Consider the following 24,879-nt stretch of genomic DNA (forward strand, 5'->3'; position numbering starts at 1 on the left):
TCGCCGACCGGGCAGACCAGAAAATCGCTCAAGGAGAATATCGATGAGCCTCGGCGCAAAGCCATTTGGCGAGAAGAAATTCATTGAGATCAAGGGCCGGCGCATGGCCTATATCGATGAAGGGACCGGCGATCCGATCCTCTTCCAGCACGGCAATCCGACGTCGTCCTATCTGTGGCGCAATATCATGCCGCATTGCGCCGGGCTGGGACGGCTGATCGCCTGTGACCTGATCGGCATGGGCGATTCGGACAAGCTCGATCCGTCGGGGCCCGAGCGTTATACCTATGCCGAGCATCGTGACTATCTCGACGCGCTGTGGGAGGCGCTCGATCTCGGGGACAGGGTTGTTCTGGTCGTGCATGACTGGGGGTCCGTCCTCGGCTTCGACTGGGCCCGCCGCCACCGCGAGCGTGTACAGGGGATTGCCTATATGGAAGCGGTCACCATGCCGCTCGAATGGGCGGATTTTCCCGAACAGGATCGCGATCTGTTTCAGGCCTTTCGCTCGCAGGCGGGCGAAGAATTGGTGTTGCAGGACAATGTTTTTGTCGAACAAGTTCTCCCCGGATTGATCCTGCGCCCCTTAAGCGAAGCGGAGATGGCCGCCTATCGCGAGCCCTTCCTCGCCGCCGGCGAAGCCCGTCGACCGACCCTGTCTTGGCCTCGCCAAATCCCGATCGCAGGCACCCCGGCCGACGTGGTCGCGATCGCCCGGGACTATGCCGGCTGGCTCAGCGAAAGCCCGATTCCGAAACTCTTCATCAACGCCGAGCCGGGACACCTGACCACGGGCCGAATACGCGACTTCTGCCGCACATGGCCAAACCAGACCGAAATCACGGTCGCAGGCGCCCATTTCATCCAGGAGGACAGTCCGGACGAGATTGGCGCGGCGATTGCGGCGTTTGTCCGGCGATTGCGCCCAGCATAATCCGGAACCGGCTCATTTTCTAAGATCCGAACAAACCACAGACGCGGCGACGCCGATCACCCGCGCAGGACAATAGGAGAGACCGACATGAGCGACGACATTTTTGGCTCTGTTGCAAAGATTGGCGGCAGTCAGAGGTAGGCTGTCGCTCTGCGCCGATCAGGCGGCTGCTGCGAAATGGTGGTTGAGCATGCCCATGGCCTCCGTCAGCGCCGAGGGCCCAATGCCAAAAGCTCTCTCCACAAGGCGCACCTCGCCCCTGATGCCGGGCTGCAGGCACCAGGGGCGAGCCTGTCCTTTGCGCAGGGCTCGCATGACTTCGAATCCCTTGATCGTGGCATAGGCCGTGGGGATCGATTTGAAACCGCGCACCGGCTTGATCAGTATCTTGAGCTTTCCGTGATCGGCCTCGATCACGTTATTGAGATACTTCACCTGCCGGTGGGCCGTCTCCCGGTCCAGCTTTCCTTCGCGCTTCAATTCGGTGATCGCTGCACCATAGCTCGGCGCTTTGTCGGTATTGAGCGTGGCAGGCTTTTCCCAGTGCTTCAGGCCTCGCAGGGCCTTGCCCAGGAACCGCTTCGCTGCCTTGGCGCTGCGGGTCGGCGACAGGTAGAAATCGATCGTGTCGCCCCGCTTGTCGACTGCCCGGTACAGGTAGGTCCACTTGCCCCGCACCTTGACGTAGGTTTCATCCAGGCGCCAGCTCGGATCAAAGCCACGCCGCCAGAACCAGCGCAGCCGCTTCTCCATCTCCGGGGCGTAGCACTGGACCCAGCGATAGATCGTCGTATGGTCGACCGAAATGCCGCGTTCCGCCAGCATTTCCTCAAGGTCGCGATAGCTGATCGGATAGCGACAATACCAGCGCACCGCCCACAGGATCACATCACCCTGGAAATGGCGCCACTTGAAATCCGTCATCGTTCCGTCCGTCCAATCTCCGCCAAGCATGCTCAAGCTTCACGATTTTTGCAACAGAGCCGGCGCGCGGATCCTGTGGTGCACGCCCGTGTTTGGCCAGGCCGTGGGCACTCAACATATCGATGAGATTCTCGCGGTCTGGTATCCGACTCACAAAACCTTCCTCGATCTTTCGGATGCGCCCGGGGCTAAGGAAAGCTACCGCCTGAGAGGCGCCTGCGTGGCCTACGCCGTCATCCATCGATGCTCCGGCAGCAACTCTCCGCTCGACGGCAATGGCTAGAACGATTCCTCGATTGACATGATATTCATCATGCGATATGCATCGCCGACCGGGCAGACCAGAAAATCGCTCAAGGAGAATATCGATGAGCCTCGGCGCAAAGCCATTTGGCGAGAAGAAATTCATTGAGATCAAGGGCCGGCGCATGGCCTATATCGATGAAGGGACCGGCGATCCGATCCTCTTCCAGCACGGCAATCCGACGTCGTCCTATCTGTGGCGCAATATCATGCCGCATTGCGCCGGGCTGGGACGGCTGATCGCCTGTGACCTGATCGGCATGGGCGATTCGGACAAGCTCGATCCGTCGGGGCCCGAGCGTTATACCTATGCCGAGCATCGTGACTATCTCGACGCGCTGTGGGAGGCGCTCGATCTCGGGGACAGGGTTGTTCTGGTCGTGCATGACTGGGGGTCCGTCCTCGGCTTCGACTGGGCCCGCCGCCACCGCGAGCGTGTACAGGGGATTGCCTATATGGAAGCGGTCACCATGCCGCTCGAATGGGCGGATTTTCCCGAACAGGATCGCGATCTGTTTCAGGCCTTTCGCTCGCAGGCGGGCGAAGAATTGGTGTTGCAGGACAATGTTTTTGTCGAACAAGTTCTCCCCGGATTGATCCTGCGCCCCTTAAGCGAAGCGGAGATGGCCGCCTATCGCGAGCCCTTCCTCGCCGCCGGCGAAGCCCGTCGACCGACCCTGTCTTGGCCTCGCCAAATCCCGATCGCAGGCACCCCGGCCGACGTGGTCGCGATCGCCCGGGACTATGCCGGCTGGCTCAGCGAAAGCCCGATTCCGAAACTCTTCATCAACGCCGAGCCGGGACACCTGACCACGGGCCGAATACGCGACTTCTGCCGCACATGGCCAAACCAGACCGAAATCACGGTCGCAGGCGCCCATTTCATCCAGGAGGACAGTCCGGACGAGATTGGCGCGGCGATTGCGGCGTTTGTCCGGCGATTGCGCCCAGCATAATCCGGAACCGGCTCATTTTCTAAGATCCGAACAAACCACAGACGCGGCGACGCCGATCACCCGCGCAGGACAATAGGAGAGACCGACATGAGCGACGACATTTTTGGCTCTGTTGCAAAGATTGGCGGCAGTCAGAGGTAGGCTGTCGCTCTGCGCCGATCAGGCGGCTGCTGCGAAATGGTGGTTGAGCATGCCCATGGCCTCCGTCAGCGCCGAGGGCCCAATGCCAAAAGCTCTCTCCACAAGGCGCACCTCGCCCCTGATGCCGGGCTGCAGGCACCAGGGGCGAGCCTGTCCTTTGCGCAGGGCTCGCATGACTTCGAATCCCTTGATCGTGGCATAGGCCGTGGGGATCGATTTGAAACCGCGCACCGGCTTGATCAGTATCTTGAGCTTTCCGTGATCGGCCTCGATCACGTTATTGAGATACTTCACCTGCCGGTGGGCCGTCTCCCGGTCCAGCTTTCCTTCGCGCTTCAATTCGGTGATCGCTGCACCATAGCTCGGCGCTTTGTCGGTATTGAGCGTGGCAGGCTTTTCCCAGTGCTTCAGGCCTCGCAGGGCCTTGCCCAGGAACCGCTTCGCTGCCTTGGCGCTGCGGGTCGGCGACAGGTAGAAATCGATCGTGTCGCCCCGCTTGTCGACTGCCCGGTACAGGTAGGTCCACTTGCCCCGCACCTTGACGTAGGTTTCATCCAGGCGCCAGCTCGGATCAAAGCCACGCCGCCAGAACCAGCGCAGCCGCTTCTCCATCTCCGGGGCGTAGCACTGGACCCAGCGATAGATCGTCGTATGGTCGACCGAAATGCCGCGTTCCGCCAGCATTTCCTCAAGGTCGCGATAGCTGATCGGATAGCGACAATACCAGCGCACCGCCCACAGGATCACATCACCCTGGAAATGGCGCCACTTGAAATCCGTCATCGTTCCGTCCGTCCAATCTCCGCCAAGCATGCTCAAGCTTCACGATTTTTGCAACAGAGCCGGTCGATCTGCAACGCGATGCGCTCACGGCCGCTGGTGTCGATCAACGGCACCTCTACTCCGACAAGGCTTCCGGTGCGCGCGACGATCGCGCCGGCCTGAAAGCCTGCCTCGACTACATGAACGCCGGCGACACGCTGGTTGTCTGGAAGCTCGATCGGCTCGGCCGCTCGCTGCCGCACCTGCTGGCGATCGTCACCGACCTCAAGGAACGCGGCATCGCCTTCCGGTCGCTGACCGAACAGATGGATACCACCACGCCGCATGGCGAGTTGCTGTTCTCGCTGTTCGGCGCGCTCGCCCAATACGAGCGAGCGTTGACGCGGGAGCGGATCATGGCGGGCCTGGCCGCCGCAAAGCGGCGGGGCCGACAAGGTGGACGACCGCCGACGATCGCCGCGGAAAAGATGCAGTTGATAGTTGCCGCTCTGTCCAATGGGGCCAGCAAAGCGTCGGTTTCTCGCACGTTCAGCGTGCCGCGATCAACATTGACGGACACGTTGGAGCGGATCGGGTGGTCAGCGCCGGTCAAGGATACGCCTTGAATAACGACAAAAATATAATTATATTCCCGTCATGTTATCCATGCGCTTTTCCTGGCACCCAGCCAAAGCCGAGAGCAATCTGAGAAAGCATGGCATCAGTTTCGAGACGGCCGCCAGCGCCTTCGCAGACCCCTTTGCGCTTAGCGTGCATGATCGGATCGAAGGCGGCGAGCAACGATGGCAGACCTTGGGCCTGGTCGAAGGACATTTACTCCTGCTGGTGGCCCACACCGTCGCTGAGGATGACGACGACGGCGAATATGTGGAGATCATCCATATCATTTCGGCCCGAAAAGCCGATCGAAAGGAAAGACGACGTTATGAAGAAGAAAGACGCTGATACCGTCCGCTTCCAGCTCGATCCGGGCAATCTGCCCCCCTTGACCGAGGCACAGAAGGCCGAGCTGGATGCCCTGCAGGCGATGCCGGATAGCGGTATCGACTATAGTGATGCCCCGACGCTGACAGAGGATTTCTGGAAGACCGCCGAGCGTGGACGGTTCTATAAGCCGATCAAGCAGCAGGTAACGGCGCGGCTCGACGCCGATGTGCTTGCTTGGCTCAAATCCCAGGGCAAGGGCTATCAGGCTCGCATGAACGCAATCCTTCGGCGCGAGATGTTGGCGGCTGCGAAGGAGCGCCGACACGCTTGACGTGCAGGCCGCAGATGGATGCCGCTTTCACGGCCGGGAGTAACCCGGCCCGGCGTAGGCGCGCGAAGCCGCCAGAGTTGCGGCAATCATGTGTTTTTCGCTATGCTCTTTCTTCTAAAATAGCGACCGGTGAAAAATCCGATCCACGCAATTGCTGGAACAAGCCAAGGCCAAAAGGAAGATAAGAGTAGAATCATGTCGCCCCAGCGGCTCCGAGCAATAGCGTTAATGCAGTCGATCCCAATGTTATCGGAGTAGCGACAAATATTCCGAATTTTTGGTTTGCAAATGATACGAGCGAACAGACCAGTAAGATCACGAATATATCTGGCCAAAATTCACCCAACATACGTATCACGTTGTCTTTCTCCACGAACAGCCATCTACATGCGGCGCACTGCAACCCTAAGTCCAAGAAATCCGTCAAGTAACGAAATTTTGTTAAGAGTCTGTCTTGAATCTCATGGGTAACGAGCGATGCGTCGGATGAGGACGATGGCAGCGGCGGCATAGAGGAGCGCGGTTGCGGATTTGATGGTCCGCTCGAAGTCTTTGGCCAGACGGCGATTGCGGTTGATCCATGCGAAGGTGCGTTCGACGATCCATCGTCTGGGATGGACGACGAAGCCGGTCTGATCGGCGAATTTGCGGACGATTTCGATCGTAATGGAGGTGGCGTCCCGGACGCGATCGCTGTTGTAGGCGCTGTCGGCATAGGCGCGCGCGACGAAGGGATGCCGCTGGTGAGACTGCTGGAGCAAGGGCACCGCGCCATCGCGGTCCTGCACATCGGCAGGATGGACCAGTATGATAAGGGCGCGACCATCGGTATCGACCATTGCATGGCGTTTGCGTCCCATGGTCTTCTTGCCTGCGTCGTAACCACGAGGTCCGCCTGCTTCGGTGGTCTTCACGCTCTGGCTGTCGATGACTGCCGCGGATGGTGCTGGTTCTCGCCCTGTCCGGATGCGATCGATCCGAACGAGATGATGATTGAGGCTTTCGAATACCCCATCGTCGCGCAAGGTGCAGAACCACTGGTATACCGTGCGCCATGGCGGAAAACTGTCGGGCAAAAGCCGCCAGGGACATCCTGCCCGTAGCAGATAGAAAATGGCTTCGACGATTTCGCGCATCGGCCAGCATCGCCGTCGTCCGCGCTGGCTGGCTCAGGGTCTGGACGATTTGCTAGCCCGACGACCGGGGCAGGCCGCGACATGGCTATCCTGGCTGCGCAATGCGCCACAATCGCCGGCAGAGCGCAACATCCTGCGCCTGATCGGACGGCTCGCCTATCCGGCACGAAGCAACATACAGCGTGGGTCTGGATGTCAGCCAGCGCAGCACGAGCATCTGTGTTCTCGATCCCGACGGCAAGACCGTGGTGGAAGGGCAGGCGAAGACTAACCCGTTCGAGATCGGCCGCTATTTGCAGAAGCGCCTGGAAGGGCCGCTGAAGCTCGGTATGGATCGCATTCTGGCTCTACCATGGGCTGCGCAGGAGCGGCGTCTGGTTGAGAAGCGTCTTGAGGCGCAGGGGCGGTTAACCTGCACCGTCAGACGTAGCGCTCACTTATCGAGAAGATCGTTTGTGCCTTTGGCGCTCGGCTAAACAGCGCATGGAAAGCGTCACCTGCTGCAGCTATGCCCTGTTCTGCCAATGTCCGCGTCGGCCAATAAAGTTCGCGCACACCGATCACCGAGGGGCCGGGGAGGACGAGCTTTTCGATCGGATGGCACCGGGTATGGCGAAATGCGCCAAGACGCTCGCCAAGTGCGAAATCGTCGTCTCCGGCCCAGGCCGTGCCGCCTTCCTCGAACACCACCTGGGTAAGCTTGGCGAAGTTCGGTCGTCGGTCGATCGACCAGTTATAGGCCGCCTCGTCACCGCGCAGCGCTTCGGCGCGGCTTTTGAGAACCTCTTCGCGTGCGAAAACGGCAAAGAAGTTGTCCATGTCGACGAAATTCGGCTCATCTTTCAGCGCATAGGCCACATAATCAGGATCGGTCACGAAGGCGGCAGCGTCCGCTTCGCTGTCGAACCAGACTTCGGCGATGCCTTCGTAGCGGTTCTGATCGGCATCGAGGAAATCGACGTCGACCTGATGGCTCTGGACATAGCGCTTGATAATCCGGATGCCTTGTCCCAGCGAGCCGTGGGGATAGCGCCAGTGATCGTGAAACGCCTGAGGCGTCATTCCCACTCTCCGTGCGAAGACCGCCATCATTCGTATTGCGCTCATAGTCCGGTTCCCAACGGTTCTGGCAGTTCAGATTGCGGTGTAGCCGCCATCGGCAGCAATGGCGGCGCCGGTGACGAACGAAGAGGCATCCGACAGCAACCAGGCTGCCGTTTCGCCGATCTCCGCCGGTTCGCCATATCGACCGATCGGGTGGGCGGTTTTCAGGAATTCCGCGTGCGAAGGCTCGTTCTCGATCACCGACATCAGCATCGGAGTGCGGATAGCGCCCGGTAGAACTGCGTTCACGCGGATTCCCTGTTGCCCGTAATCGACGGCAGCGATCCGCGTCAGCCCGATAACGGCATGTTTGGCTGCGATGTACTCGCCATGTGCGGGGATCGCGACGGTGCCGCCAACCGACGCCGTGTTCACGATCGAACCGCCGCTCCCCGCTTTCAGCATCGCTGCGATCTGATGTTTCATGCAATGAAAAACGCCGAGCACGTTGATATCCAGGGATCGTTGGAAATCGGCGCTCGTCAGTTGATGAAGCGGCACGTTGACCGGCGGCAGCCCCGCATTGTTGAATGCGCCATCAAGGCGACCGAATTCGGTGATGGCGAGTTCCACGGTCGACCACGCGTTGTCCTCGATACTGACGTCGCAATGGCTGTAGACGGCGTTGCCACCTTCCGCGCGTATCAGTCTGACCGTTTCCTCGGCTGCGGCTTCGACGATATCGGCGACAACCACATTCGCGCCCCGACGGGCAAGAATAAGGGCGGCAGCGCGGCCGATACTGCCGCCTGCGCCCGTCACGATATAGCTGCGTTGCTCCAATCCGGACATTGAGGACCCCATTTTTGACTGACGGGCAAGTGAAGGGCGCTGCCTGTCAGATGCCCAGCGCTTCGCGCACGGTCCTGGCGTTCACCCAGCGATCGACGTGGTGAAGGTTGTGGCGGATCTGTACTTCGCCATCCTGCAACTGCATCGTATCGTATGCGCCGGCCTCGATGCCGCGCTGGGTGCGTTCGGTGTTCGTCACGTCCTCCAGGGGTGACTACACGAAAGTGACGCATCCGCACGCTAAGCGCGAACGTATGGTGAACGTTACGCGGCGAGCAACGAACTGATGGCGCGCAGTGGCCGCAGGACATCCGGATCGGGCCGATCTTCAACATTCCAGCTATAGTCGCCGGTGAGCGAGATATGTTCCCAGCCCAATGGCGCGACGTGACGTGCGATTTCGTCGGGCGTGCCGATATCAGCCAGCGCCACTTCGAGATAGCGGGTGTTCCACAGGATGATGGCGGCGACGAGCAGGTTGAGGCCGGAGGCGCGATAGGTCTGGTTCTCGAACCGCCGATCACGCAATTCGCCGAGCTGGTTGAAGAAGAGCGCGCGTGCGAGCGCGTTGCGGGCCTCGCCCTTGTTGAGGCCCGCCTGGGTACGCCGGCGCAGATCAATGTCGCGCAGCCAGTCGAGCATGAAGATCGAGCGTTCGAGGCGGCCCAGCTCGCGCATCGCGAGGGCCAGTCCGTTCTGTCGCGGATAGGCGGACAGGCGGCGAAGCATCGCCGAAGCGGTGGCGGTGCCGGTGCGTATCGATGTGGCGAACCGCAGCAGTTCATCCCAATGCGCCGCGACATGACCCAATGCGATCGGTTCGGCCGTCATGCCGGCAAGCAAGGGGCCGGCTTCCTGGCCGGGAAGGAGGTGCAAACGACGCTGCTTGATGTCGCGCAGGCGCGGCGCGAAGCGGTAGCCGAAGAAGGGCATAAGGCCGAACACATGGTCCGATGCACCGCCTGTATCGGTGTAGTGCTCCTCGATTGTCAGGCCGGTCTGCTGATACAGCAAGCCATCCAGCACATAGGGAGCTTCGCCGGCGGTCGCCGCGATTACCCGGGTCGCGAAGGGGTCATATCGATCCGAGACATGGGTGTAGAAGGCAACGCCCGGTTCGTTGCCGCTGCGCGCGTTGATGTCGCCGATTGCGGCGCCACGGCCCCCGGCATGGAATTGCTGTCCGTCGCTCGACGAGGTGGTGCCGTCTCCCCACAGCGCGGCGAGCGGCATGGCGCGATGGGCGTCGATCAGCCTTCCCAGCGCTTCACCATAGGCGGCCTCGCTGATGTGCCAGTCGTGGAGATGGGCGAGCTGGCGCAGGCTTGCGCCTCGGCAGGTTTCCGCCATGCGTGTGAGGCCGAGATTGATGCCATCGGCAAGGATGACGGTGAGCAGCGCATTGCGGTCGTCGGCCTCCCGGCCCGAACGCCGATGGATGAAGCATTCGCTGAACCCGGTCCAGGCATCGACCTCAAGCAGGAGATCGGTGATCTTCACGCGCGGCAGTCGGTCATAGGCAGCGCGACGGGCAATCTCGGTGGCGGGTGGCGTTGCCGCTTTCAGCGGCGAGATGATAAGGCCGCTTTCGTCAAGCCTGACCTGGGGCAGCTCGCCCTGTCGGGCGAGGACCGTCACCTGTTCGATCGCCGTGTCGAGCCTGGCGCGCCTTTCCTCGATATGACGATCGAAGTCCGTTTCGATGGCGAGCGGCAACGGCCCCTTCTCGCGAAGCGCGTCGAAGGTGGCCGGCGGGATGAGGTAGCTATCGAAATCGCGGAACTGGCGGCTTCCCGAGACCCATATGTCTCCCGCTCGCAACCGCTCCCGTAGCTGGGACAAGGCGCATAGTTCATAGGCGGCGCGATCGACGATGCCGTCCCGCAGGACGAACGGCCGCCATGCGGAGGGCACAAAGCGCAGCGGCACGCGATCAGGCAAGCGCCGTTTGCCGGTCCGGTATAGCTCCGCGATGATGGTAAGCGCCGACAGGAGTCCCTGCACCGCACCGGCGCCGCGAAATTCGAAGGTGTTGAGAAAGGCACCGGCAAAGAGCTTCACCGTGCGATGCCGCTCGATCAATTCAGCGGTGCGATCGACGGTTTCCGGTCGCCCGAGTACTTCGGCCCGCGCGACCGCCACGGCGAAGCGCTGCCAATCCAGCGCCTCGATCTGCGCCAGAGAGTCCACACCGTTGGTGCGCGCTTCGATGAGAATGCGGCAAGACCCTGTGAGCGTCCGGAGATGGCCTTGCAACTCGCGCACCGTCTTGAGGGCTTTGTCACGGGTCCGGTTCTCGGCGCGACGCGACATGCTGCCCAACAGCTTGTCGAACATCGTCAGGGTGGCATCGGTCAGGCTTTCCTCAAGACGGATGCCCTGCGCCGCCAGCGTCGCATGGCGGCGCAGGGCATTGAGTTCGCCAAGGTGCTGGGGTGTGATCCGGCTGCCTTCGTCCGCCAGCCTGTCAAAAGTCAAAGCCGGGATCATGTCGGCACGGGCGCGATCGAGATCCAGCGCGCGGATATGAGTGAGCCGTTCGATCAGGCGTAGGATGTTGCGCGCTGCCGGCGACTGTGGTGCATTGCGCAGCCAGGATAGCCATGTCGCGGCTTGCCCTGTTCGTCGGGCCAGCAGATCGTCCAGCCCCTGCAGCGTATCGGGCCGCAGGCCGTTCGTGAGCACTTCATAGGTAAGCTGTTCGGCCTGCTGGCGAGCACGCCGGAGTACCGCTTCGAGAACCGATGAAGAAGGCAGGAGGATCTGCCGGCGCCGAAGTTCGTCAACGATGACCCCCGCCATCTGGCCGGGGTGGACGATGGTCTGTGCGATCGGGATCGAGAATGCGACAACTTCGTGGAAAGCCTTGCGGTCGAAAATCCTGAACCCGTGCGATCGTCGGATTTCAACGAGATGTTCGCGACGGGTCTGGTCCCGATGGGCATAGTCCGCGAAGGCTTCGGGCGCGACGCCGAGTTGCTGCGCCACATAGGCGAGCACAGGAGCGGGCGGGACTTCACCCGCTTCCAGCGCACGGCCAGGCCATCTCATATAGAGTAGGAGCATCGCGTAGCCGAGCCGGGTGGCATCGCCGCGACGGCGGCCGACAATTTCCAGGTCGTCACCGGTCAGCGTATAGTGCCGCGCAATCTCGCGCTCATCGAGCGGCGCGCCATAATGCCCTGCCCAGATTTCCGCGCTCACCAGTCGCCGTCTCGCCAAGCACTATCTCCTTCCGCGTCCTTGTCCGTCAGACGGTCCTCTGGCGGCCAGCAGGAATATGTCCGTTAACTCTGGACCTATAACGGCGATTCGGACAAGATCAGATAATGATGGGAAAACGGACAGGATTGGGCTGCATGTGGCGTTGATCGGCTATGCGCGCGTCTCGACGGCAGACCAGAAGCTCTCACTCCAGCTCGACGCGCTGAACGCGGCCGGGTGCGACCGGATATTCGACGATCACGCATCTGGTGCAAAAGCCGATCGGCCCGGCCTGGCCGAGGCGCTCGCCTATCTGCGCAGCGGCGACACGCTGGTGGTTTGGAAACTCGACCGTCTTGGGCGCTCGATGAGCCATCTGATTGAGAAGGTCGGCGAGCTAGCGACGCGAGGTATCGGGTTCCGCTCGCTCACCGAGAACATCGACACCACCACTTCGGGCGGGATGCTGGTGTTCAACATCTTCGGCTCGCTTGCCCAGTTTGAGCGCGATCTGATCCGGGAGCGCACCCATGCAGGCCTCAAGGCCGCTCGCGAGCGAGGTCGCCCCGGTGGGCGGCGGCCAGTGGTCACACCTGACAAGCTCCGCAAGGCGCGCGAACATATCGCTTCCGGCCTCACAGTTCGCGAGGCCGCCGCGCGCCTCAAGATCGGCAAAACCGCCCTCTACAAAGCCCTCGAAGCCACGGAGAAGAACACAAAGTCCCAGCGTTCCCGGTCCGTTCGCTCTTAGCGTGCAGATAAGTCACTTTCGTGCAGTCACCCCCTCCAGCAGGATTTCCGCGATGCGCGTGATATAGAGTTCCTGTTGCAGCTTTTCCCGCCCGGTCAGTGGCTTGGGTACATGAAACTCGGCTTCCCACCGCGTGCGATTGACGCTGATCGGCCAGAACCTGTGCGACCAGAAACCGCCGGGCGAAAGGTTTATGTGCAGCGTGGGAAAAGCGACGGCGATGTCCAGCGCCCAGTGTTTCGATTGCTTGGGATTGATCGCGGGATGATCGAGATACTCGGTCATCCCCGCCGTTTCCGCGGCACCCAGCACGTTGCCGGTATCGCGGTTCGCATAGGCCATCTTTTCGACCATCGCATCTTCGGGCGGAGCGTAGTCCGGATTGCCGAAAGTGGAAAACTGGCGGTGTGGTCCCCAGAAGCGTGCATCGAGCGGGCGGGAATGCGGATTGACCGCGCTGGCGAAAGTCTTGCCGATCGTCGCCGGGTGGATCGAAGGGATATGGTAGGTTTCCGAAAAGGCATCGGCCAGCACTTTCCAGTTCGCATCGAGATGCGCCTCGAAATAGAGTGACGTATCCGTATTTTCCCAAGAAACCCCGGCAAACCGCGTTCCGAAGTCTCCAAGGAATTCCTGCAGGCTGACTTCGGGCTGCTTCTGGTGGTTGAGGAATATCCAGCCTTCCCACACATCGGTGGCGATCGGCACGAGGCCGCATTTCTTCTTGTCGAGATCGAAGAAGTTCGCCTCGTCTGGCACGCCCATCAGGCTGCCGTCGTTGCGGTAGACCCAGTTGTGGTAATTGCAGGAGAAGCGCGAGGCGCGGCCGCGCTCGGTCAACACGGCTCTGTTGCAAAAATCGTGAAGCTTGAGCATGCTTGGCGGAGATTGGACGGACGGAACGATGACGGATTTCAAGTGGCGCCATTTCCAGGGTGATGTGATCCTGTGGGCGGTGCGCTGGTATTGTCGCTATCCGATCAGCTATCGCGACCTTGAGGAAATGCTGGCGGAACGCGGCATTTCGGTCGACCATACGACGATCTATCGCTGGGTCCAGTGCTACGCCCCGGAGATGGAGAAGCGGCTGCGCTGGTTCTGGCGGCGTGGCTTTGATCCGAGCTGGCGCCTGGATGAAACCTACGTCAAGGTGCGGGGCAAGTGGACCTACCTGTACCGGGCAGTCGACAAGCGGGGCGACACGATCGATTTCTACCTGTCGCCGACCCGCAGCGCCAAGGCAGCGAAGCGGTTCCTGGGCAAGGCCCTGCGAGGCCTGAAGCACTGGGAAAAGCCTGCCACGCTCAATACCGACAAAGCGCCGAGCTATGGTGCAGCGATCACCGAATTGAAGCGCGAAGGAAAGCTGGACCGGGAGACGGCCCACCGGCAGGTGAAGTATCTCAATAACGTGATCGAGGCCGATCACGGAAAGCTCAAGATACTGATCAAGCCGGTGCGCGGTTTCAAATCGATCCCCACGGCCTATGCCACGATCAAGGGATTCGAAGTCATGCGAGCCCTGCGCAAAGGACAGGCTCGCCCCTGGTGCCTGCAGCCCGGCATCAGGGGCGAGGTGCGCCTTGTGGAGAGAGCTTTTGGCATTGGGCCCTCGGCGCTGACGGAGGCCATGGGCATGCTCAACCACCATTTCGCAGCAGCCGCCTGATCGGCGCAGAGCGACAGCCTACCTCTGACTGCCGCCAATCTTTGCAACAGAGCCATCTATGATGATCGTGCATCCGGTAGCCGTGATGATCGCCCCGGTCTTGCCGCCTGCCTGAAATCGTTGCGCGACGGCGATGTCCTCATCGTTTGGAAGCTCGACCGGCTCGGCCGAACGCTCACCCACCTGGTCAGCACGGTGCAGAATCTGTCGGATCGCGGTATCGGTCTGCGGGTGCTCACCGGCAAGGGCGCGCAGATCGACACCACGACGCCATCGGGCCGGATGGTGTTCGGCATTTTTGCCACACTGGCGGAGTTTGAGCGGGATATGATCCGCGAGCGCACCATGGCTGGCCTGGCCGCTGCCCGCGCGCGGGGACGCAAGGGTGGCCGCAAGTTCGCCCTCTCCAAGGCCCAGGTGCGGCTCGCTCAGGCTGCTATGGCCCAACGCGACACGTCCGTTTCCGACCTCTGCAAGGAACTCGGGATCGAGCGCGTCACTCTCTACCGCTATGTCGGTCCCAACGGGGAACTCCGGGATTACGGTCAGCGCGTGCTTGCTGCCAAAACGCGATGATGATGACGGGAGCCCCGATCAAACTTACCCAAGCGGACGCCGCAGACGTTGCAGACCTGTACAACCGTTGCAGCGACTATTTCCTGTTGCAGGACGGGGCCGCGCCCACGCTGGACGATGCTCGCGAGCTTTTCTCCGATGTGCCGCCCGAAAAGAGCGCCCACAATCAAGCTGTCCTGGGATGGAAGGGGCCTGGCGGCCTATATGCAATCGCGGCCATCCTCCGCGATTATCCGCGTGATGGCACATGGTATCTCGGCTTCATGATCGTAGATGCCGCACAGCGTGGTCGTGGCGTCGGACGCTCAATTTACTCGACGGTCGAAAGCTGGGCCGCTGCGAGAGGTGCCACAGAGATTCGGTTGGCCGTGCTGGAAGCGAATGAAGCGGCAGAGCGATTTTGGCGTTCTCTCGGCTTCATTGAGTATCGGCGCGTTGGGCCAGACACCTTCAAAATGCGTAGCCATCGCCGGATAGAACTGAGCCGTCGCCTTTCTGGCGCGACCGTAGAAGGCAGCAACAAGTAAGATCTCGCGCCGGCTATCTGGGCGAGCTTGGCGTAGGATTCCGCCCCCTCCCGCAAACGCCCCCCATTTGCCTGATCGAGCTGCTACGGCTCGACCGAGCTGCCAGCTTTGTGTTTCGGATCAGCGGCAACAGCATGATTGAAGCCGGAATCTATGACGATGATGTTGTTGTCGTGGACCGGGACACCCGGCCCGTTGAAGGCCATATCGTCATCGCAATCGTGGATAGCGGTTTTGTCTGCCGCCAGCTTGCTCGCCGTCAGGGCGGCATGATGTTGGAGGCCCGGAACCGGCATCTACATTATGAACCGACCAGCGCCGAAGGCATCGAGATATGGGGCGTTGTGCGATCCAGCGTTCGCGATTTCCGCCGCTAGGCCACTTCCGATGACTCATGGCATCGTGGACGTGCAGAACTTTTACGTCAGCGCCGAGCGGCTATTCGACCCGTCGCTACGCGGCGTGCCTGTCCTTGTTCTCTCGAACAACGATGGCTGCGCAGTGGCGCGCAGCGAAGAAGCAAAGGCTTTGCACGTCCGCATGGGTGAGCCGGTTTTCAAAATTCGTGACCGGATCGAGCGGCACGGAATGCGTTTGCGATCGAGCAATTACGAACTCTATTCGGACCTAAATCGCCGCTTCAATGCCGTGATTGCCGATCATTCCGATACCGTCGAAATCTACTCGATTGATGAGAGCTTCTACCGCGCGCCGACCTTGCCGAGCGGACTTGGCGACGTAGAGGCCGCGCACAAGCTGCGCGAGGATATTTTGCGCCAAGTCGGCCTGCCGACCCGGATCGGCCTTGGCCCGACCCGCACACTATCGAAGGTCGCCAATGCGCTCGCCAAGGCGACCGAAAAGGTATGGGGCGGCGTGGTCGATCTTCACGATACCGAGTTGCGCCGCCGCCTCTTTGAGAAATGGCCGGTTGGCGAGGTTTGGGGCATCGGCGGCGCGCTGGAAGCGCGCCTGCGCCCCCTTGGCATTCGGACAACCGCTGACCTGGCCGCGATGCCGCCAGCGGTCGCGCGCGACGTGGGATCGGTTGTGCTGGAACGCCTAGTGCGGGAGCTTAACGGGATCGAATGCGTCGATTTCAAACTTGAACCCGACGCTTTGAAGAACACCGCCGTCACCCGGCAATTTGGGGAGCCGGTAAAGACGCTGGAAGAATTGCGCGAAGCAATGGCGCGGCGCGCTGCGCGCGCCGCCGAGAAGATACGCGCCCAGGGCCTCGTTGCGAGCCGCCTGATCGCCTTTGCCCATGGATCGCGCTATCGGCCTAATCCGCCATCGGCTTCGCGATCGGCGCGGCTATCGCCGCCGACCAACGACCCGCGCATCATCCTCCGGATTGTCGGGCAGATGACCGAGGCGATGTTTCAGCCGGGGGGCGTCTATACGAAATGCGGCGTTCTCTTGGAGGATTTGACCCCGCAGGGGCACGGCCAAGCCGACCTGTTCGCCGTGGCCGATCCCCGCGCGCCCGCGCTACTGGCCGCGATGGACGGCCTCAACAGCCGCTTTGGGCGCAATACGATCATGCTGGCCGCGCAGGGCCACGGTCCCAAGGCTTTCGATACCAAGCGCAGCCAGAAAAGCCCCGCATGGACGACCCGGATCAAGGATATTCCTATCGCGCGCTGACAGACTAGCGCAGGCGTTCAGAAATCGACTTCGCGCCGCTCCATTTCATCAATGATAGCCTGTTCAAGCGGCGTGAGATTTTCCGGGTCTTGCACCTGGTCCCAGCGTGCGACCAATTCTGCATCGGTCATTGCAGCGGCGGTATCAGTAGCGTCGTCCATAGCCTGTCTCCTTGGGGCCACAATACAAGCAAATCCCATCCTGTAGCTGTAGGCGCTTGCAAACGGGGCTCCTGCCAATGGGTTCTCCAAACCTGTCGCCGGCAGTCGCTTTTGCGAAGCGGGTTTCCAGAACAGTTCTGACAAGCGGCGGGCCGCAGATATGCGTTGCGGTCATGCCCGCCAGCAAGGAAGGATTTTGACTAGAAGCCGTATTTTTCGCGGCGCAGCCTGAACGCGCTTTCGCCGCCCTCCATAATGCGCTTGATCGCTTCACGCGCATCGGGAATGTCGATAGCTCCCTCGCCTTGGATCGTCCCGCGTGACTCGTCACCTGCGGCGCGATAGCCAAACCACGCTACCAATTCAGCGTCGCCATTCACGACGAGATTGGCGTTGTGGCTAGCGAAAACGATCTGCCGGAGGCGCTTTGCTTCCCAAAGTTGCTCGACGATTTCGAGCATAACAGGGTTGTCCAAGTCTTCTTCGGGCTGATCGATGATGAGCGGCGGCCCAGGCTGATTGAGCAGGGTTTTCAGCAAAGCGGTTGCTTGCTGCCCAGCAGATGCGTTCTCGAAGGGGATATATTCGCCCTCGCGTGCGCGAAAATCGTAGATCGGCACCGAGGCAATCGGTGTCAGGGAAAGCGTGAGCCACACTTCCGGCTGCAAAGTCTGGCACATGCGATCAAGATCGTTGGAAGTCAGCCCTGCCGCCACCAGCGACGGCGCTTGTGGCCGCGCCTCGGCAGGGGAATGTCCAGGATCATGGTCGGCGATCTTCTCCAGATCGTCCAAAACCTGCAGCCATGCCGCCGCCGGATTGGCGGCGCTGGTGATTGCCTGGCCAAGCGCCTCAACCTTGTTACCCTGGACGCGAGACCCTGAAAGACCTTGGCGCAGCGTTTCTACGAATGCGGTGCTGTCAGCATGCCGCTTCACGCTAACCCGGATTGCGCCGCCTGATCGCGCCGTAAGTTCGGTGCATTCCTTTTCAACAAGAGCATCCTGCTCGGCTTGTGCCGCAAGCCATTCATCGCGGGCCAAAATATAGTTGGAATCGGCCGAGGCGAGGGTTGCTAGAAGCTCCCGTGTCCGCGTGGCCTCTTCCGACAGTTCGCGCACTTTGGCCTCTAGTGAGCCAAGCTGCTGCAGCTTCTCCCCGTGGGAGGACGAGCGCTGCACGGCAGCATTATACTTGTCCTGAAATCCCTTGTGGTGGTTATCCCATTCACTCCACGGATCACCGGAAGCCGCATCAGGCTGTGGCTCGGTTATCGACTTTGCCGTCACCGTCAGCGTGGAGAGGGATGACAATGCCGATTCTAAAAGGTGCCCATATGCCGCTCGGGCCTGTTCCAGCACCTCGCGCTCTTCGGCGGGCTTGTCAGGTGATGGCTGCAGAGATGCAATCTGTCCTTCGACAATTTTACGCAGCTCTTCCGCTTTTTGATGGACAGTTCCGGCACCGGCTCGCCATGCCCCAATTTGGGCATTGGCCGCTGAGTAGTCCTTACCCTGCTCAAGAAGCTGACGATCCTCATCGCTTAGGCCGGACAGCGACGCGCGCAAGGCATTGGCTTGCTCGGTGATCGACTGCTCTTCCAGGAGGCGGTTACTCAGGACTTTGGACAGTTCCCGGAACCGTTGCCGCGTTGCATAAGATTCCTTGATTCTATTGGCGCGGTCGGTAGCTGCGCGTTCTAAGCGGTCAAGATCGCCTTTGATAGGGGCGGTGATGAACCTCGTCAGCTCGTCCACCCGCACGCTCACGTCGCTGAGCTGCTTCTGGCTGTATGCCTGAATCGGCAACAACGCGCGCACCTCCTCCTCGGTGCAGGGGCGCAATTCGCCTGTCCCGATTTTCATCTGAACAGTGCCATCGACGCTTGAGCGACGAACCAAATGGGGCACACCATTCAGAATGTAGGTGACTTGAACCGTTGCATTGAGCGGCCGCAATGTCTTGTCGATCAGGCGAGAGCGACGTGCCTGATAGTTCGGCGCATCATCCATGTCGTCGGTGGGCGGTTGATCGCAAAGCGCCCAGCGGACGTATTCCAGAACCGTGGATTTCCCTGTGCCTCGCCCACCAATCAGGGCGCTATATTGAGGATTGAGTGCCAGATCGACGGGGCCAAGGAAGCTGGAATTGCTGACACTAAGGTTTGCAATGTATGTTTCAGGAACACGAGGCGCATCGAGCCCGATACGGGATTCCTGCGCCAGGCATGCTTGCCGCAGCGCTTCGGCCGAAGGCCTTGCCCATTTGATCCAAGTGGAAGGTGTGCCGAGGGTGGTATGATCGTCACGTCGGCTATCTGACGTTTGGATGCAGGCAATGCGCTTATTGCCCCATGCCTTTTCTCGACCTGATAGAATATTCCTCGGGCCGTCCTTGAGTTTGGCAAATTCCCCATCGGTATAACCGCCAACCCACGGCATTTCTGCATATTTTCCAGCCATGCCGTTACGCAATAACGAAAACTGGCCTTCCCCCGATACGTTGGGAAAGATTGTATATCGGTCGCGCAGAAAGCTATGTTTATCCAGCTCATCCTTGAGCTGCTTCAAGCTCTGCACATGGTCAAGTCGCTGAACCTCCACGATCTTGGAATGCTCAGGTCCATTTTGGTTGATCGTAAAGGCAGTCAGCACGTTGGGCAGAAAGTCGTTCGGGAAATCAGCATCAAAAATCACGATTGCCTGGCAGGGCACGCCCAGCGTCAATTCCATGCCGGGAAATACGACAAGACGCGCACTGTCTGCCAAGTCGGCGCCATCGGGTCCGGTTTCTTCCGCAGCTGCCTGCCGGATAAACGGCACAAACGTCATGCAATGGTGATCGGTTATCGCGATTGCTTGGATTCCACGCTCGCGGCACGCCGCCACCAGCTTAGTTGCATAAGCGGTGCGCTCCTCGTCGGTGGTGGCGTTAGGACCCGTCCAGCGAAGATCGCGGGGAGTGTGAACCTGAAAATCACACCGATAAAAGTGCGCGCCCTTGTCCATCCGTCCCCCTAGAATACAAATTTGGCCTGCCCCTTGTCTTCGACAGGGCGCAGACGTGAGTAGGCTAGGAGTTCGGCGACTGAACCGCCCTTGTCCCGCCAGTTATAGAATGTTTCTTCGCCGAGAAGCACATAATGCCAGTCTGCATTGCTGCGCTGTTCGGGAGCCAGTGCATTGATCCGGTCGCACCATGCAACGGCTGCCCGTCGTTTCCGCAGGACGTTGGGACTGGAAAGCTGTCCCTGCGCCTTGGTTTCGACGAGGTAGATGGAATCGCCCGCCCTGACGAAGAAATCCGGCGAGTAGAAAGCCGGAAGACCGTCTTCCTTGATATAGCGGAGCCGCGCGAAGGTATGCTTTTGCTCGTTGATCTTGCAAAAGGCATCGACGCTTGCGTCCCGCTCGCAAGTTTCCATGAAAGCCTGTTCCAAGCCACCGTTGCGTGACGGATAAGGCAGCCGCTCGTAAATGGATTTCTCGACCGCAAGGGACGAACCAGCGCGCATGGCGAGCTTGGGGACTTCCGACAGCCGACGATGCGCTACCTCGGCATCGGCGACGATCACACTATCCTCGGCTTCAAGGATCGCGCGCGCCCATACCTTGATGATATGTTCCGTGACGGGATCGAGCAGCAGGACGCGCCAATTCTCGTCATGCAGCGGCTCGAAATCCTGTTTGAACAGGTGGTGCCTTACGAAGCGGTCGATCCCCTCGGCCAGCTCGGCGCGATTGATTTGGATATAAGGGAACTTGCTGGCGTTAGCGAATGCCTTGGAGCTGGCCGTCGTATCGGTCAGCGTCACGGCCTCCGTAATGCGGCGCGTGATGCGCGCCAGGTAATCATTATAGCCGGTCGCGGTCATGACACCGCCATGCACGCGATAATCGCCGAACCGCGTTTTTGCCTGCACGTCTTCCGAGTGGAATTTTTCGCCGTGACCGAGCTGGCTTTTGAGCTGATCGAGGTTGAACGCCCCGAAGGGAGCAAGCGCGGACGGCTCAATCTGCGTATCCTCTAGCTCCTCCACCTGCTCGCGCAGGATGAACGGAATCGCAAAGTCATACTCTTCAAATCCAGGGCGCAGGCCGACCGACATAAGGTCGCCGGTGGACGTAGTGTTGGTGTCGTCCTCGTCATCCGCCTCGGCCGCCAAACCTTCCTGGATCAGTTCGTCATAGAAGCTCTGGAAGGCCGGATGTTCGACAATCGATAGAATGTCGATCATGTTGTTGGGAGTCTTGCCGGTGCGGATAAGCTGCCGGTTCTCCCGCTTGATATCGTCGTATTCGTTGCCGCGCCACATCAGGCGCAGGCCGCGACCGATTGTCTGTTCAAGGAGAATGCCGGCACCCGACGCACGCAGGGGGACGATGACGCAGATATTGTTCACGTCAAACCCTTCGCGCAGCATCAGGACGCTGACGATCACGCGGGGCGATTGGTGCCGGTCAACGTCGAATAGCCGCTCGCGCAGCACCTTCCATTCATCAGGTTTCAGTTCGCCCTTTCGGTTGGAATCGACCCGCAGCACCTCGTCATCGGACAAGCCTTCGAGTTGCATGAACTCCGCGACAAGGGGCGTGACGGTGGTGTCTTCGCAGACGACCAGCATCTTCGGGTGCTTTTCCGGCGCGAGAGCGGCGAAATCGGTTTCCAGCTTCCGCAGCTTGGTAAGGCCCGCGCGCAACATGATACGCTGACCTTCCGACAACATCGGGTTGCCGTTCTCGTCGCGGTCGGCTTTAAAATCCAGCTCATCGTTGCTGAGCGCCCCGATTTCAGATCGCTTGTCGAGCACGAGCGATTTGACCAGCCCCGCCCGCATGGCGGTCTTGAGGTCGAAATCGACGACGATATGCGGGAAGTAGGATTTGCGGGAATTTTTGCCGGTGCCCACCTCATTGTAAGGCGTGGCGGAAAAGTCCACTTGGACGAAGCGGCTCGCCTTCGGCTCCGCGATCAGGTTGAGGCTTTTCTGCCATTCAACCTCCGTCACCTCGCCTTCCCGCTTGAACTCATGGATATGGTGCGCTTCGTCATTGAAGACCATTAGCGCGGGCAAATCCTTGAGGTAGGAGAGGATGCCGCCGCGCTCGAAGCGCCGGTTGAGCACATTGAGGTCGTTGCCCGCGTTTGTCCCAGGTGTCAGGGGTAGAATGCTCTGGACGACAGTTTTCGGGTCGGCTACCCGCCCCGGCGCGTCGATATCTTCATCTTCGAGAGGTTCGCCCTCTTCCGAGAGAACGTGCCAGTTGGAGATCGCAATGATGCCGCCCGCTGTGACCTTCCGGCCAATGTCTTCCTTGGCGCACACGGCACCTTGCACGAACCGGAACACCTCGTCCCGATGGGCATCGGGGATGAATAGTTCCTGGAAAATGGCTAGGTCAGAGATCGTGAAATCGCGCTTGCCGTCGCGCTCTTTTCCCATGAACGCATCGAGCAGGCGGTCATAGACAATCAGGCCAGGAGCCACGACAAGGAAGTTCTTGGTATATCGGCCGCTGTCCGGTGCGCGGTTGGCATTCAGAATCTGCCAAACCATGAGCGCCTGCAGCACCCATGTTTTGCCGGTGCCCGTCGCCATTTTAAGGCAGTATTTCGGATAGGCGTTTTTTGGCGCGCGGATCACTTCGGAATCGCGGGCGCTTGCCAGCATCACGTCCGGTGCGGCCACTTGATAGAGGTCCTGCAGCGTATTGATGCCAAGCACCTCATGGGCATAGATGACGTTCAGTAGGGCTTGGCGCTGCCCAGGATGGAAATTGAATTGGCGGGCATCCTGAAATTCCGCCTGAAACCACCATTTAAGCAGCTCGGCCGTCATCTCTGACACCTGATCGAGGATCGGTGCATCGCCACTTTCCAAGCCTATACTGGCCTCCTCGACCTTGGCGGTCAGCCCCTTGGCGAGAGTCAGATTGTTGATGCTCGCCATCATGCCACCTCGACCGTTGCTTCGGCTTCAAAGCCAAACACATCGACGACGCGCACGCAGACGCGGCGCTTGCCTTCCTTCTTCGGAAGGCCGGTCAGCCGGGCCTTGGTGATGACCCGATAGGGATCATCGTCATTCTCGGTATTGCCGCGATAATCCTGCCAAACCGAACGGAACACCTCGCCGTCATAGTCGGGATCGACGCTCCAATATTCGATTAATGCCATAGGGTCAGCGTTAATGACCTTCTGCAGCTTATCGCGGTTGGAATCGTCTAGGTTAAGCGCCTCCGGCGACAGAAGGACATAGTTGGCAATGTCAACTGACAGAGCCTCCCCCTCCCCTGCCTGCTCGCGTTTGACTTCGCCCAGCTTGAGATATTGCAAGGACGAAAACCGCACTTCGTCGGCTTTGAGCTTGTGGCCCTTCTTCTTGAGCCGGTCGAGCAGGTCGGGCGGGATCACCAGCACTTCAAGGCGGTCGCCCTGTCCCAAAGCTTCGATATCGTGACCGATGGTCGGGGAGAAATTCCAGCCCAGAATGATAACCTTATCCCAGCCCCCCATAAGGTTGTCGCGGATTTCGATTGCGCGCCGCAACGTGGCGAGACCTGTCATCTTGTTAGGGCTGTCCGCGAGCACGAGTGTCTTGCTGCCGTGAAGCCGTCCCATGTTCTTGTTAGGGTTCTCTTCAACCGGTAGCGGAAGCGCTCCGAAGAGGCCGAGAACGATTTCTGCGAGATCGCCAATTCGGAACTTCGCGCCCATCGTGGAGCGCATTTGTTCGACCTGATAATCCCCAATGTGCTGATACAAGAACGGCTTGGCTTCCTGATCGATGAGGCGCTTACGCGCGACCATGCAGGCAGGTTTGCCCAAATCTGTAGCTATCCACTTACGGCCAAGCCGCTCCGCCACGGCTGCCGTTGTACCGGAGCCCACGAAGCAATCTAGCACGAGAGAGCCAGGCTCCGACGACGTAGAAATAATGCGCTCAAGAAGAGCCTCGGGCTTTTGTGTAGGATAGTTGAGCCGCTCTTTCGACGTTGGACTGATGCGGTTCACATCGTCCCACAGCTCAGTGACAGGCGTTCCCTTCGCGTCACGCAAAAACTTTTTACGGCTAAGGGACTTCCCCGTTGACGATAATACTACCTCACCGGCTTCATAAAGCTCTTTCATCTTCGTTTCTGAGTAGCGCCAATATCCCTTTACACCGAGAAACTCGTAAAACGGATTGCCCTTTGCAGCACCGCCTGGGCCATCGACAGGCATCAATCGATATTTCTCCCCAGTTTCCGTGTCGACGTACTTATAGTCACGAGCAAGAATTTCGGGCGTGTAAGCCGTGTATGCCGGATTCCAGATCGGGCTGCCCTTAGAGTATAGGAAAATAGATTCCGTCACGCGCCCGTAGTGCTTCGCGCCTTGTCCGGTGTCGCCGTGTGCGTGCGACCTTTTCCATGTGATTTCATTGTGAAAGTTCTCTGCACCGAATACGGTATCGGCAACAACCTTAACGTAATTTGAGACAGTCTTTCCAAGGTGGATATAAATGCTACCTTTAGGGGAGAGGCATTCTTTCAAAATATATAGAAGCGGAACAAGTGACTCTAGATATGACTTAGTTCCATCGTGCCATGTATCCGAGTAAGCAAACTGTTCAATCGCAGTGGGTTTCTGGTGAAAATTTCCGCCCAAGATGTTGATCTTGGTTTGATAATCCATCTTGCTGTCGAAAGGCGGGTCTATGTATATCAAGTCAACCCGCCCCCGAATGGATCGCTGATTGTCAGAGCCGGACAGAAGAGCGGCAACGGCGAGTAGATTGTCGCCATAAATCAGGCGGCTAAGCTCGTCTGCATTTTCCGTTGTTACCGGCTTGTCGGCTTCCTTGAGCAAATCGCGCCAGTTGCTGTCTTTCGAGGGCACGACCAGCTCACGAGTATGAAGACCTAAACGATAGTTACTTTCAGCGCGCTCGATTACCCGCTCGGCTTCACGCTTGCCCTCCGCCACAATAGACGGAAGTTGTTCAAGCAAACTCTTCATTCAATATCC

At 59.7% G+C, this 24,879-nt stretch carries 24 protein-coding genes and 1 pseudogene; 13 read left to right on the top strand and 12 right to left on the bottom strand.

What is annotated here, in order from left to right:
• Positions 1-43: 43 nt before the first annotated feature.
• The gene (gene linB, locus K663_RS22485; protein ID WP_007682110.1) at positions 44-934 is read left to right on the top strand and encodes a haloalkane dehalogenase; all 891 of its coding nucleotides are present in this window, start codon (positions 44-46) and stop codon (positions 932-934) included.
• Between the two features lie 159 nt (positions 935-1,093).
• Here linB (K663_RS22485) and K663_RS22490 read toward each other — a convergent pair whose 3' ends face one another.
• On the bottom strand, positions 1,094-1,858 hold the full coding sequence (locus tag K663_RS22490) for an IS6-like element IS6100 family transposase (protein WP_001389365.1): 765 nt from the start codon (positions 1,856-1,858) through the stop codon (positions 1,094-1,096).
• On the opposite strand from K663_RS22490, the gene K663_RS22495 reads away from it, so the two are divergent.
• Together K663_RS22495 and linB (K663_RS22500) are read left to right on the top strand one after the other, a co-directional pair.
• Complete coding sequence (locus K663_RS22495; RefSeq protein WP_235589608.1) at positions 1,845-2,141, top strand: hypothetical protein; 297 nt, start codon at positions 1,845-1,847, stop codon at positions 2,139-2,141. The two genes, K663_RS22490 and K663_RS22495, sit on opposite strands and share 14 nt — an antisense overlap.
• Positions 2,142-2,226: 85 nt before the next feature.
• Complete coding sequence (gene linB / locus K663_RS22500; protein WP_007682110.1) at positions 2,227-3,117, top strand: haloalkane dehalogenase; 891 nt, start codon at positions 2,227-2,229, stop codon at positions 3,115-3,117.
• A gap of 159 nt (positions 3,118-3,276) precedes the next feature.
• Here linB (K663_RS22500) and K663_RS22505 read toward each other — a convergent pair whose 3' ends face one another.
• A complete protein-coding gene (locus tag K663_RS22505) occupies positions 3,277-4,041 on the bottom strand; it encodes an IS6-like element IS6100 family transposase (RefSeq protein ID WP_001389365.1) in 765 nt (254 codons plus the stop codon).
• A 44-nt stretch (positions 4,042-4,085) separates the two neighbouring features.
• On the opposite strand from K663_RS22505, the gene K663_RS22510 reads away from it, so the two are divergent.
• Genes K663_RS22510 through K663_RS22520 form a run of 3 tightly spaced genes read left to right on the top strand, consistent with a single transcriptional unit; the run spans position 4,086 to position 5,299 of the window.
• A complete protein-coding gene (locus tag K663_RS22510; RefSeq protein WP_029987071.1) occupies positions 4,086-4,646 on the top strand; it encodes a recombinase family protein in 561 nt (186 codons plus the stop codon).
• Between the two features lie 31 nt (positions 4,647-4,677).
• Positions 4,678-4,986, top strand: a complete 309-nt coding sequence (locus K663_RS22515; RefSeq protein ID WP_007682056.1) for a BrnT family toxin — start codon at positions 4,678-4,680, stop codon at positions 4,984-4,986.
• Positions 4,967-5,299 (top strand): BrnA antitoxin family protein, encoded by a 333-nt coding sequence (locus tag K663_RS22520; RefSeq protein WP_007682049.1) that lies wholly within the window; start codon positions 4,967-4,969, stop codon positions 5,297-5,299. The genes K663_RS22515 and K663_RS22520 overlap by 20 nt, the downstream gene beginning before the upstream one ends.
• A 461-nt stretch (positions 5,300-5,760) precedes the next feature.
• On the opposite strand, the pseudogene K663_RS22525 reads toward K663_RS22520, so the two are convergent.
• Positions 5,761-6,462 (bottom strand): annotated as a pseudogene (locus K663_RS22525) (IS5 family transposase); the annotation flags it as partial.
• Between the two features lie 155 nt (positions 6,463-6,617).
• On the opposite strand from K663_RS22525, the gene K663_RS24505 reads away from it, so the two are divergent.
• Positions 6,618-6,911: a hypothetical protein gene (locus tag K663_RS24505; protein ID WP_145907151.1), complete on the top strand. Its 294-nt coding sequence runs from the start codon at positions 6,618-6,620 to the stop codon at positions 6,909-6,911.
• Here K663_RS24505 and K663_RS22530 read toward each other — a convergent pair.
• The 4 genes from K663_RS22530 to K663_RS22540 all read right to left on the bottom strand — a co-directional run bounded on the left by K663_RS22530 (position 6,856) and on the right by K663_RS22540 (position 11,553).
• On the bottom strand, positions 6,856-7,542 hold the full coding sequence (locus tag K663_RS22530; protein WP_011627728.1) for an EthD domain-containing protein: 687 nt from the start codon (positions 7,540-7,542) through the stop codon (positions 6,856-6,858). The genes K663_RS24505 and K663_RS22530 overlap by 56 nt on opposite strands.
• Before the next feature lie 27 nt (positions 7,543-7,569).
• A complete protein-coding gene (locus K663_RS22535; protein WP_007682039.1) occupies positions 7,570-8,331 on the bottom strand; it encodes an SDR family NAD(P)-dependent oxidoreductase in 762 nt (253 codons plus the stop codon).
• Positions 8,332-8,377: 46 nt separating this feature from the next.
• The gene (locus K663_RS24175; protein ID WP_235589632.1) at positions 8,378-8,530 is read right to left on the bottom strand and encodes a hypothetical protein; all 153 of its coding nucleotides are present in this window, start codon (positions 8,528-8,530) and stop codon (positions 8,378-8,380) included.
• A 65-nt stretch (positions 8,531-8,595) separates the two neighbouring features.
• Positions 8,596-11,553 carry a Tn3 family transposase gene (locus K663_RS22540; RefSeq protein WP_011627729.1) on the bottom strand — a complete coding sequence of 986 codons (2,958 nt, stop codon included), beginning with the start codon at positions 11,551-11,553 and terminating at the stop codon, positions 8,596-8,598.
• A 139-nt stretch (positions 11,554-11,692) separates the two neighbouring features.
• On the opposite strand from K663_RS22540, the gene K663_RS22545 reads away from it, so the two are divergent.
• On the top strand, positions 11,693-12,286 hold the full coding sequence (locus tag K663_RS22545) for a recombinase family protein (RefSeq protein ID WP_013039114.1): 594 nt from the start codon (positions 11,693-11,695) through the stop codon (positions 12,284-12,286).
• A 12-nt stretch (positions 12,287-12,298) separates the two neighbouring features.
• Here K663_RS22545 and K663_RS22550 read toward each other — a convergent pair whose 3' ends face one another.
• On the bottom strand, positions 12,299-13,129 hold the full coding sequence (locus tag K663_RS22550; RefSeq protein ID WP_235589633.1) for an SRPBCC family protein: 831 nt from the start codon (positions 13,127-13,129) through the stop codon (positions 12,299-12,301).
• Positions 13,130-13,190: 61 nt separating this feature from the next.
• Here K663_RS22550 and K663_RS22555 point away from each other — a divergent pair, with 61 nt between their 5' ends.
• The 5 genes from K663_RS22555 to K663_RS22575 all read left to right on the top strand — a co-directional run bounded on the left by K663_RS22555 (position 13,191) and on the right by K663_RS22575 (position 16,708).
• Positions 13,191-13,955 (top strand): IS6-like element IS6100 family transposase, encoded by a 765-nt coding sequence (locus tag K663_RS22555; RefSeq protein ID WP_001389365.1) that lies wholly within the window; start codon positions 13,191-13,193, stop codon positions 13,953-13,955.
• Positions 13,956-13,979: 24 nt separating this feature from the next.
• Complete coding sequence (locus K663_RS22560; RefSeq protein WP_083536069.1) at positions 13,980-14,531, top strand: recombinase family protein; 552 nt, start codon at positions 13,980-13,982, stop codon at positions 14,529-14,531.
• Positions 14,528-15,058, top strand: coding sequence for a GNAT family N-acetyltransferase (locus K663_RS22565; protein WP_007686150.1), 531 nt, complete (start codon positions 14,528-14,530; stop codon positions 15,056-15,058). Before K663_RS22560 ends, K663_RS22565 begins: the two co-directional genes overlap by 4 nt.
• A gap of 80 nt (positions 15,059-15,138) precedes the next feature.
• On the top strand, positions 15,139-15,435 hold the full coding sequence (locus K663_RS22570) for a LexA family protein (RefSeq protein ID WP_443019043.1): 297 nt from the start codon (positions 15,139-15,141) through the stop codon (positions 15,433-15,435).
• Between the two features lie 10 nt (positions 15,436-15,445).
• Entirely contained in the window at positions 15,446-16,708 is a 1,263-nt protein-coding gene (locus K663_RS22575) for a Y-family DNA polymerase (RefSeq protein ID WP_011627731.1), read from the top strand.
• Between the two features lie 17 nt (positions 16,709-16,725).
• Here K663_RS22575 and K663_RS24510 read toward each other — a convergent pair whose 3' ends face one another.
• The 4 genes from K663_RS24510 to K663_RS23700 all read right to left on the bottom strand — a co-directional run bounded on the left by K663_RS24510 (position 16,726) and on the right by K663_RS23700 (position 24,870).
• On the bottom strand, positions 16,726-16,869 hold the full coding sequence (locus K663_RS24510) for a hypothetical protein (RefSeq protein ID WP_158511244.1): 144 nt from the start codon (positions 16,867-16,869) through the stop codon (positions 16,726-16,728).
• A 200-nt stretch (positions 16,870-17,069) separates the two neighbouring features.
• On the bottom strand, positions 17,070-19,877 hold the full coding sequence (locus K663_RS22580; RefSeq protein ID WP_011627732.1) for a TrlF family AAA-like ATPase: 2,808 nt from the start codon (positions 19,875-19,877) through the stop codon (positions 17,070-17,072).
• 8 nt (positions 19,878-19,885) lie between these two features.
• Positions 19,886-22,819: a DEAD/DEAH box helicase family protein gene (locus K663_RS22585; protein WP_011627733.1), complete on the bottom strand. Its 2,934-nt coding sequence runs from the start codon at positions 22,817-22,819 to the stop codon at positions 19,886-19,888.
• Positions 22,819-24,870, bottom strand: coding sequence for a site-specific DNA-methyltransferase (locus K663_RS23700; protein ID WP_062121882.1), 2,052 nt, complete (start codon positions 24,868-24,870; stop codon positions 22,819-22,821). The genes K663_RS22585 and K663_RS23700 overlap by 1 nt, the downstream gene beginning before the upstream one ends.
• Positions 24,871-24,879 lie beyond the last annotated feature (9 nt).

The sequence above is a fragment of the Sphingobium sp. MI1205 genome, assembly GCF_001563285.1.
GTDB lineage: Bacteria > Pseudomonadota > Alphaproteobacteria > Sphingomonadales > Sphingomonadaceae > Sphingobium.

Coding starts and splice junctions, on each gene's coding strand:
- linB (WP_007682110.1), top strand. CDS start 44: ATGAGCCTCGGCGCAAAGCCATTTGGCGAGAAGAAATTCATTGAGATC.
- K663_RS22490 (WP_001389365.1), bottom strand. CDS start 1,858: ATGACGGATTTCAAGTGGCGCCATTTCCAGGGTGATGTGATCCTGTGG.
- linB (WP_007682110.1), top strand. CDS start 2,227: ATGAGCCTCGGCGCAAAGCCATTTGGCGAGAAGAAATTCATTGAGATC.
- K663_RS22505 (WP_001389365.1), bottom strand. CDS start 4,041: ATGACGGATTTCAAGTGGCGCCATTTCCAGGGTGATGTGATCCTGTGG.
- K663_RS22515 (WP_007682056.1), top strand. CDS start 4,678: ATGTTATCCATGCGCTTTTCCTGGCACCCAGCCAAAGCCGAGAGCAAT.
- K663_RS22520 (WP_007682049.1), top strand. CDS start 4,967: ATGAAGAAGAAAGACGCTGATACCGTCCGCTTCCAGCTCGATCCGGGC.
- K663_RS22530 (WP_011627728.1), bottom strand. CDS start 7,542: ATGAGCGCAATACGAATGATGGCGGTCTTCGCACGGAGAGTGGGAATG.
- K663_RS22535 (WP_007682039.1), bottom strand. CDS start 8,331: ATGTCCGGATTGGAGCAACGCAGCTATATCGTGACGGGCGCAGGCGGC.
- K663_RS22555 (WP_001389365.1), top strand. CDS start 13,191: ATGACGGATTTCAAGTGGCGCCATTTCCAGGGTGATGTGATCCTGTGG.
- K663_RS22565 (WP_007686150.1), top strand. CDS start 14,528: ATGATGATGACGGGAGCCCCGATCAAACTTACCCAAGCGGACGCCGCA.
- K663_RS22575 (WP_011627731.1), top strand. CDS start 15,446: ATGACTCATGGCATCGTGGACGTGCAGAACTTTTACGTCAGCGCCGAG.
- K663_RS24510 (WP_158511244.1), bottom strand. CDS start 16,869: ATGGACGACGCTACTGATACCGCCGCTGCAATGACCGATGCAGAATTG.
- K663_RS22580 (WP_011627732.1), bottom strand. CDS start 19,877: ATGGACAAGGGCGCGCACTTTTATCGGTGTGATTTTCAGGTTCACACT.
- K663_RS22585 (WP_011627733.1), bottom strand. CDS start 22,819: ATGGCGAGCATCAACAATCTGACTCTCGCCAAGGGGCTGACCGCCAAG.
- K663_RS23700 (WP_062121882.1), bottom strand. CDS start 24,870: ATGAAGAGTTTGCTTGAACAACTTCCGTCTATTGTGGCGGAGGGCAAG.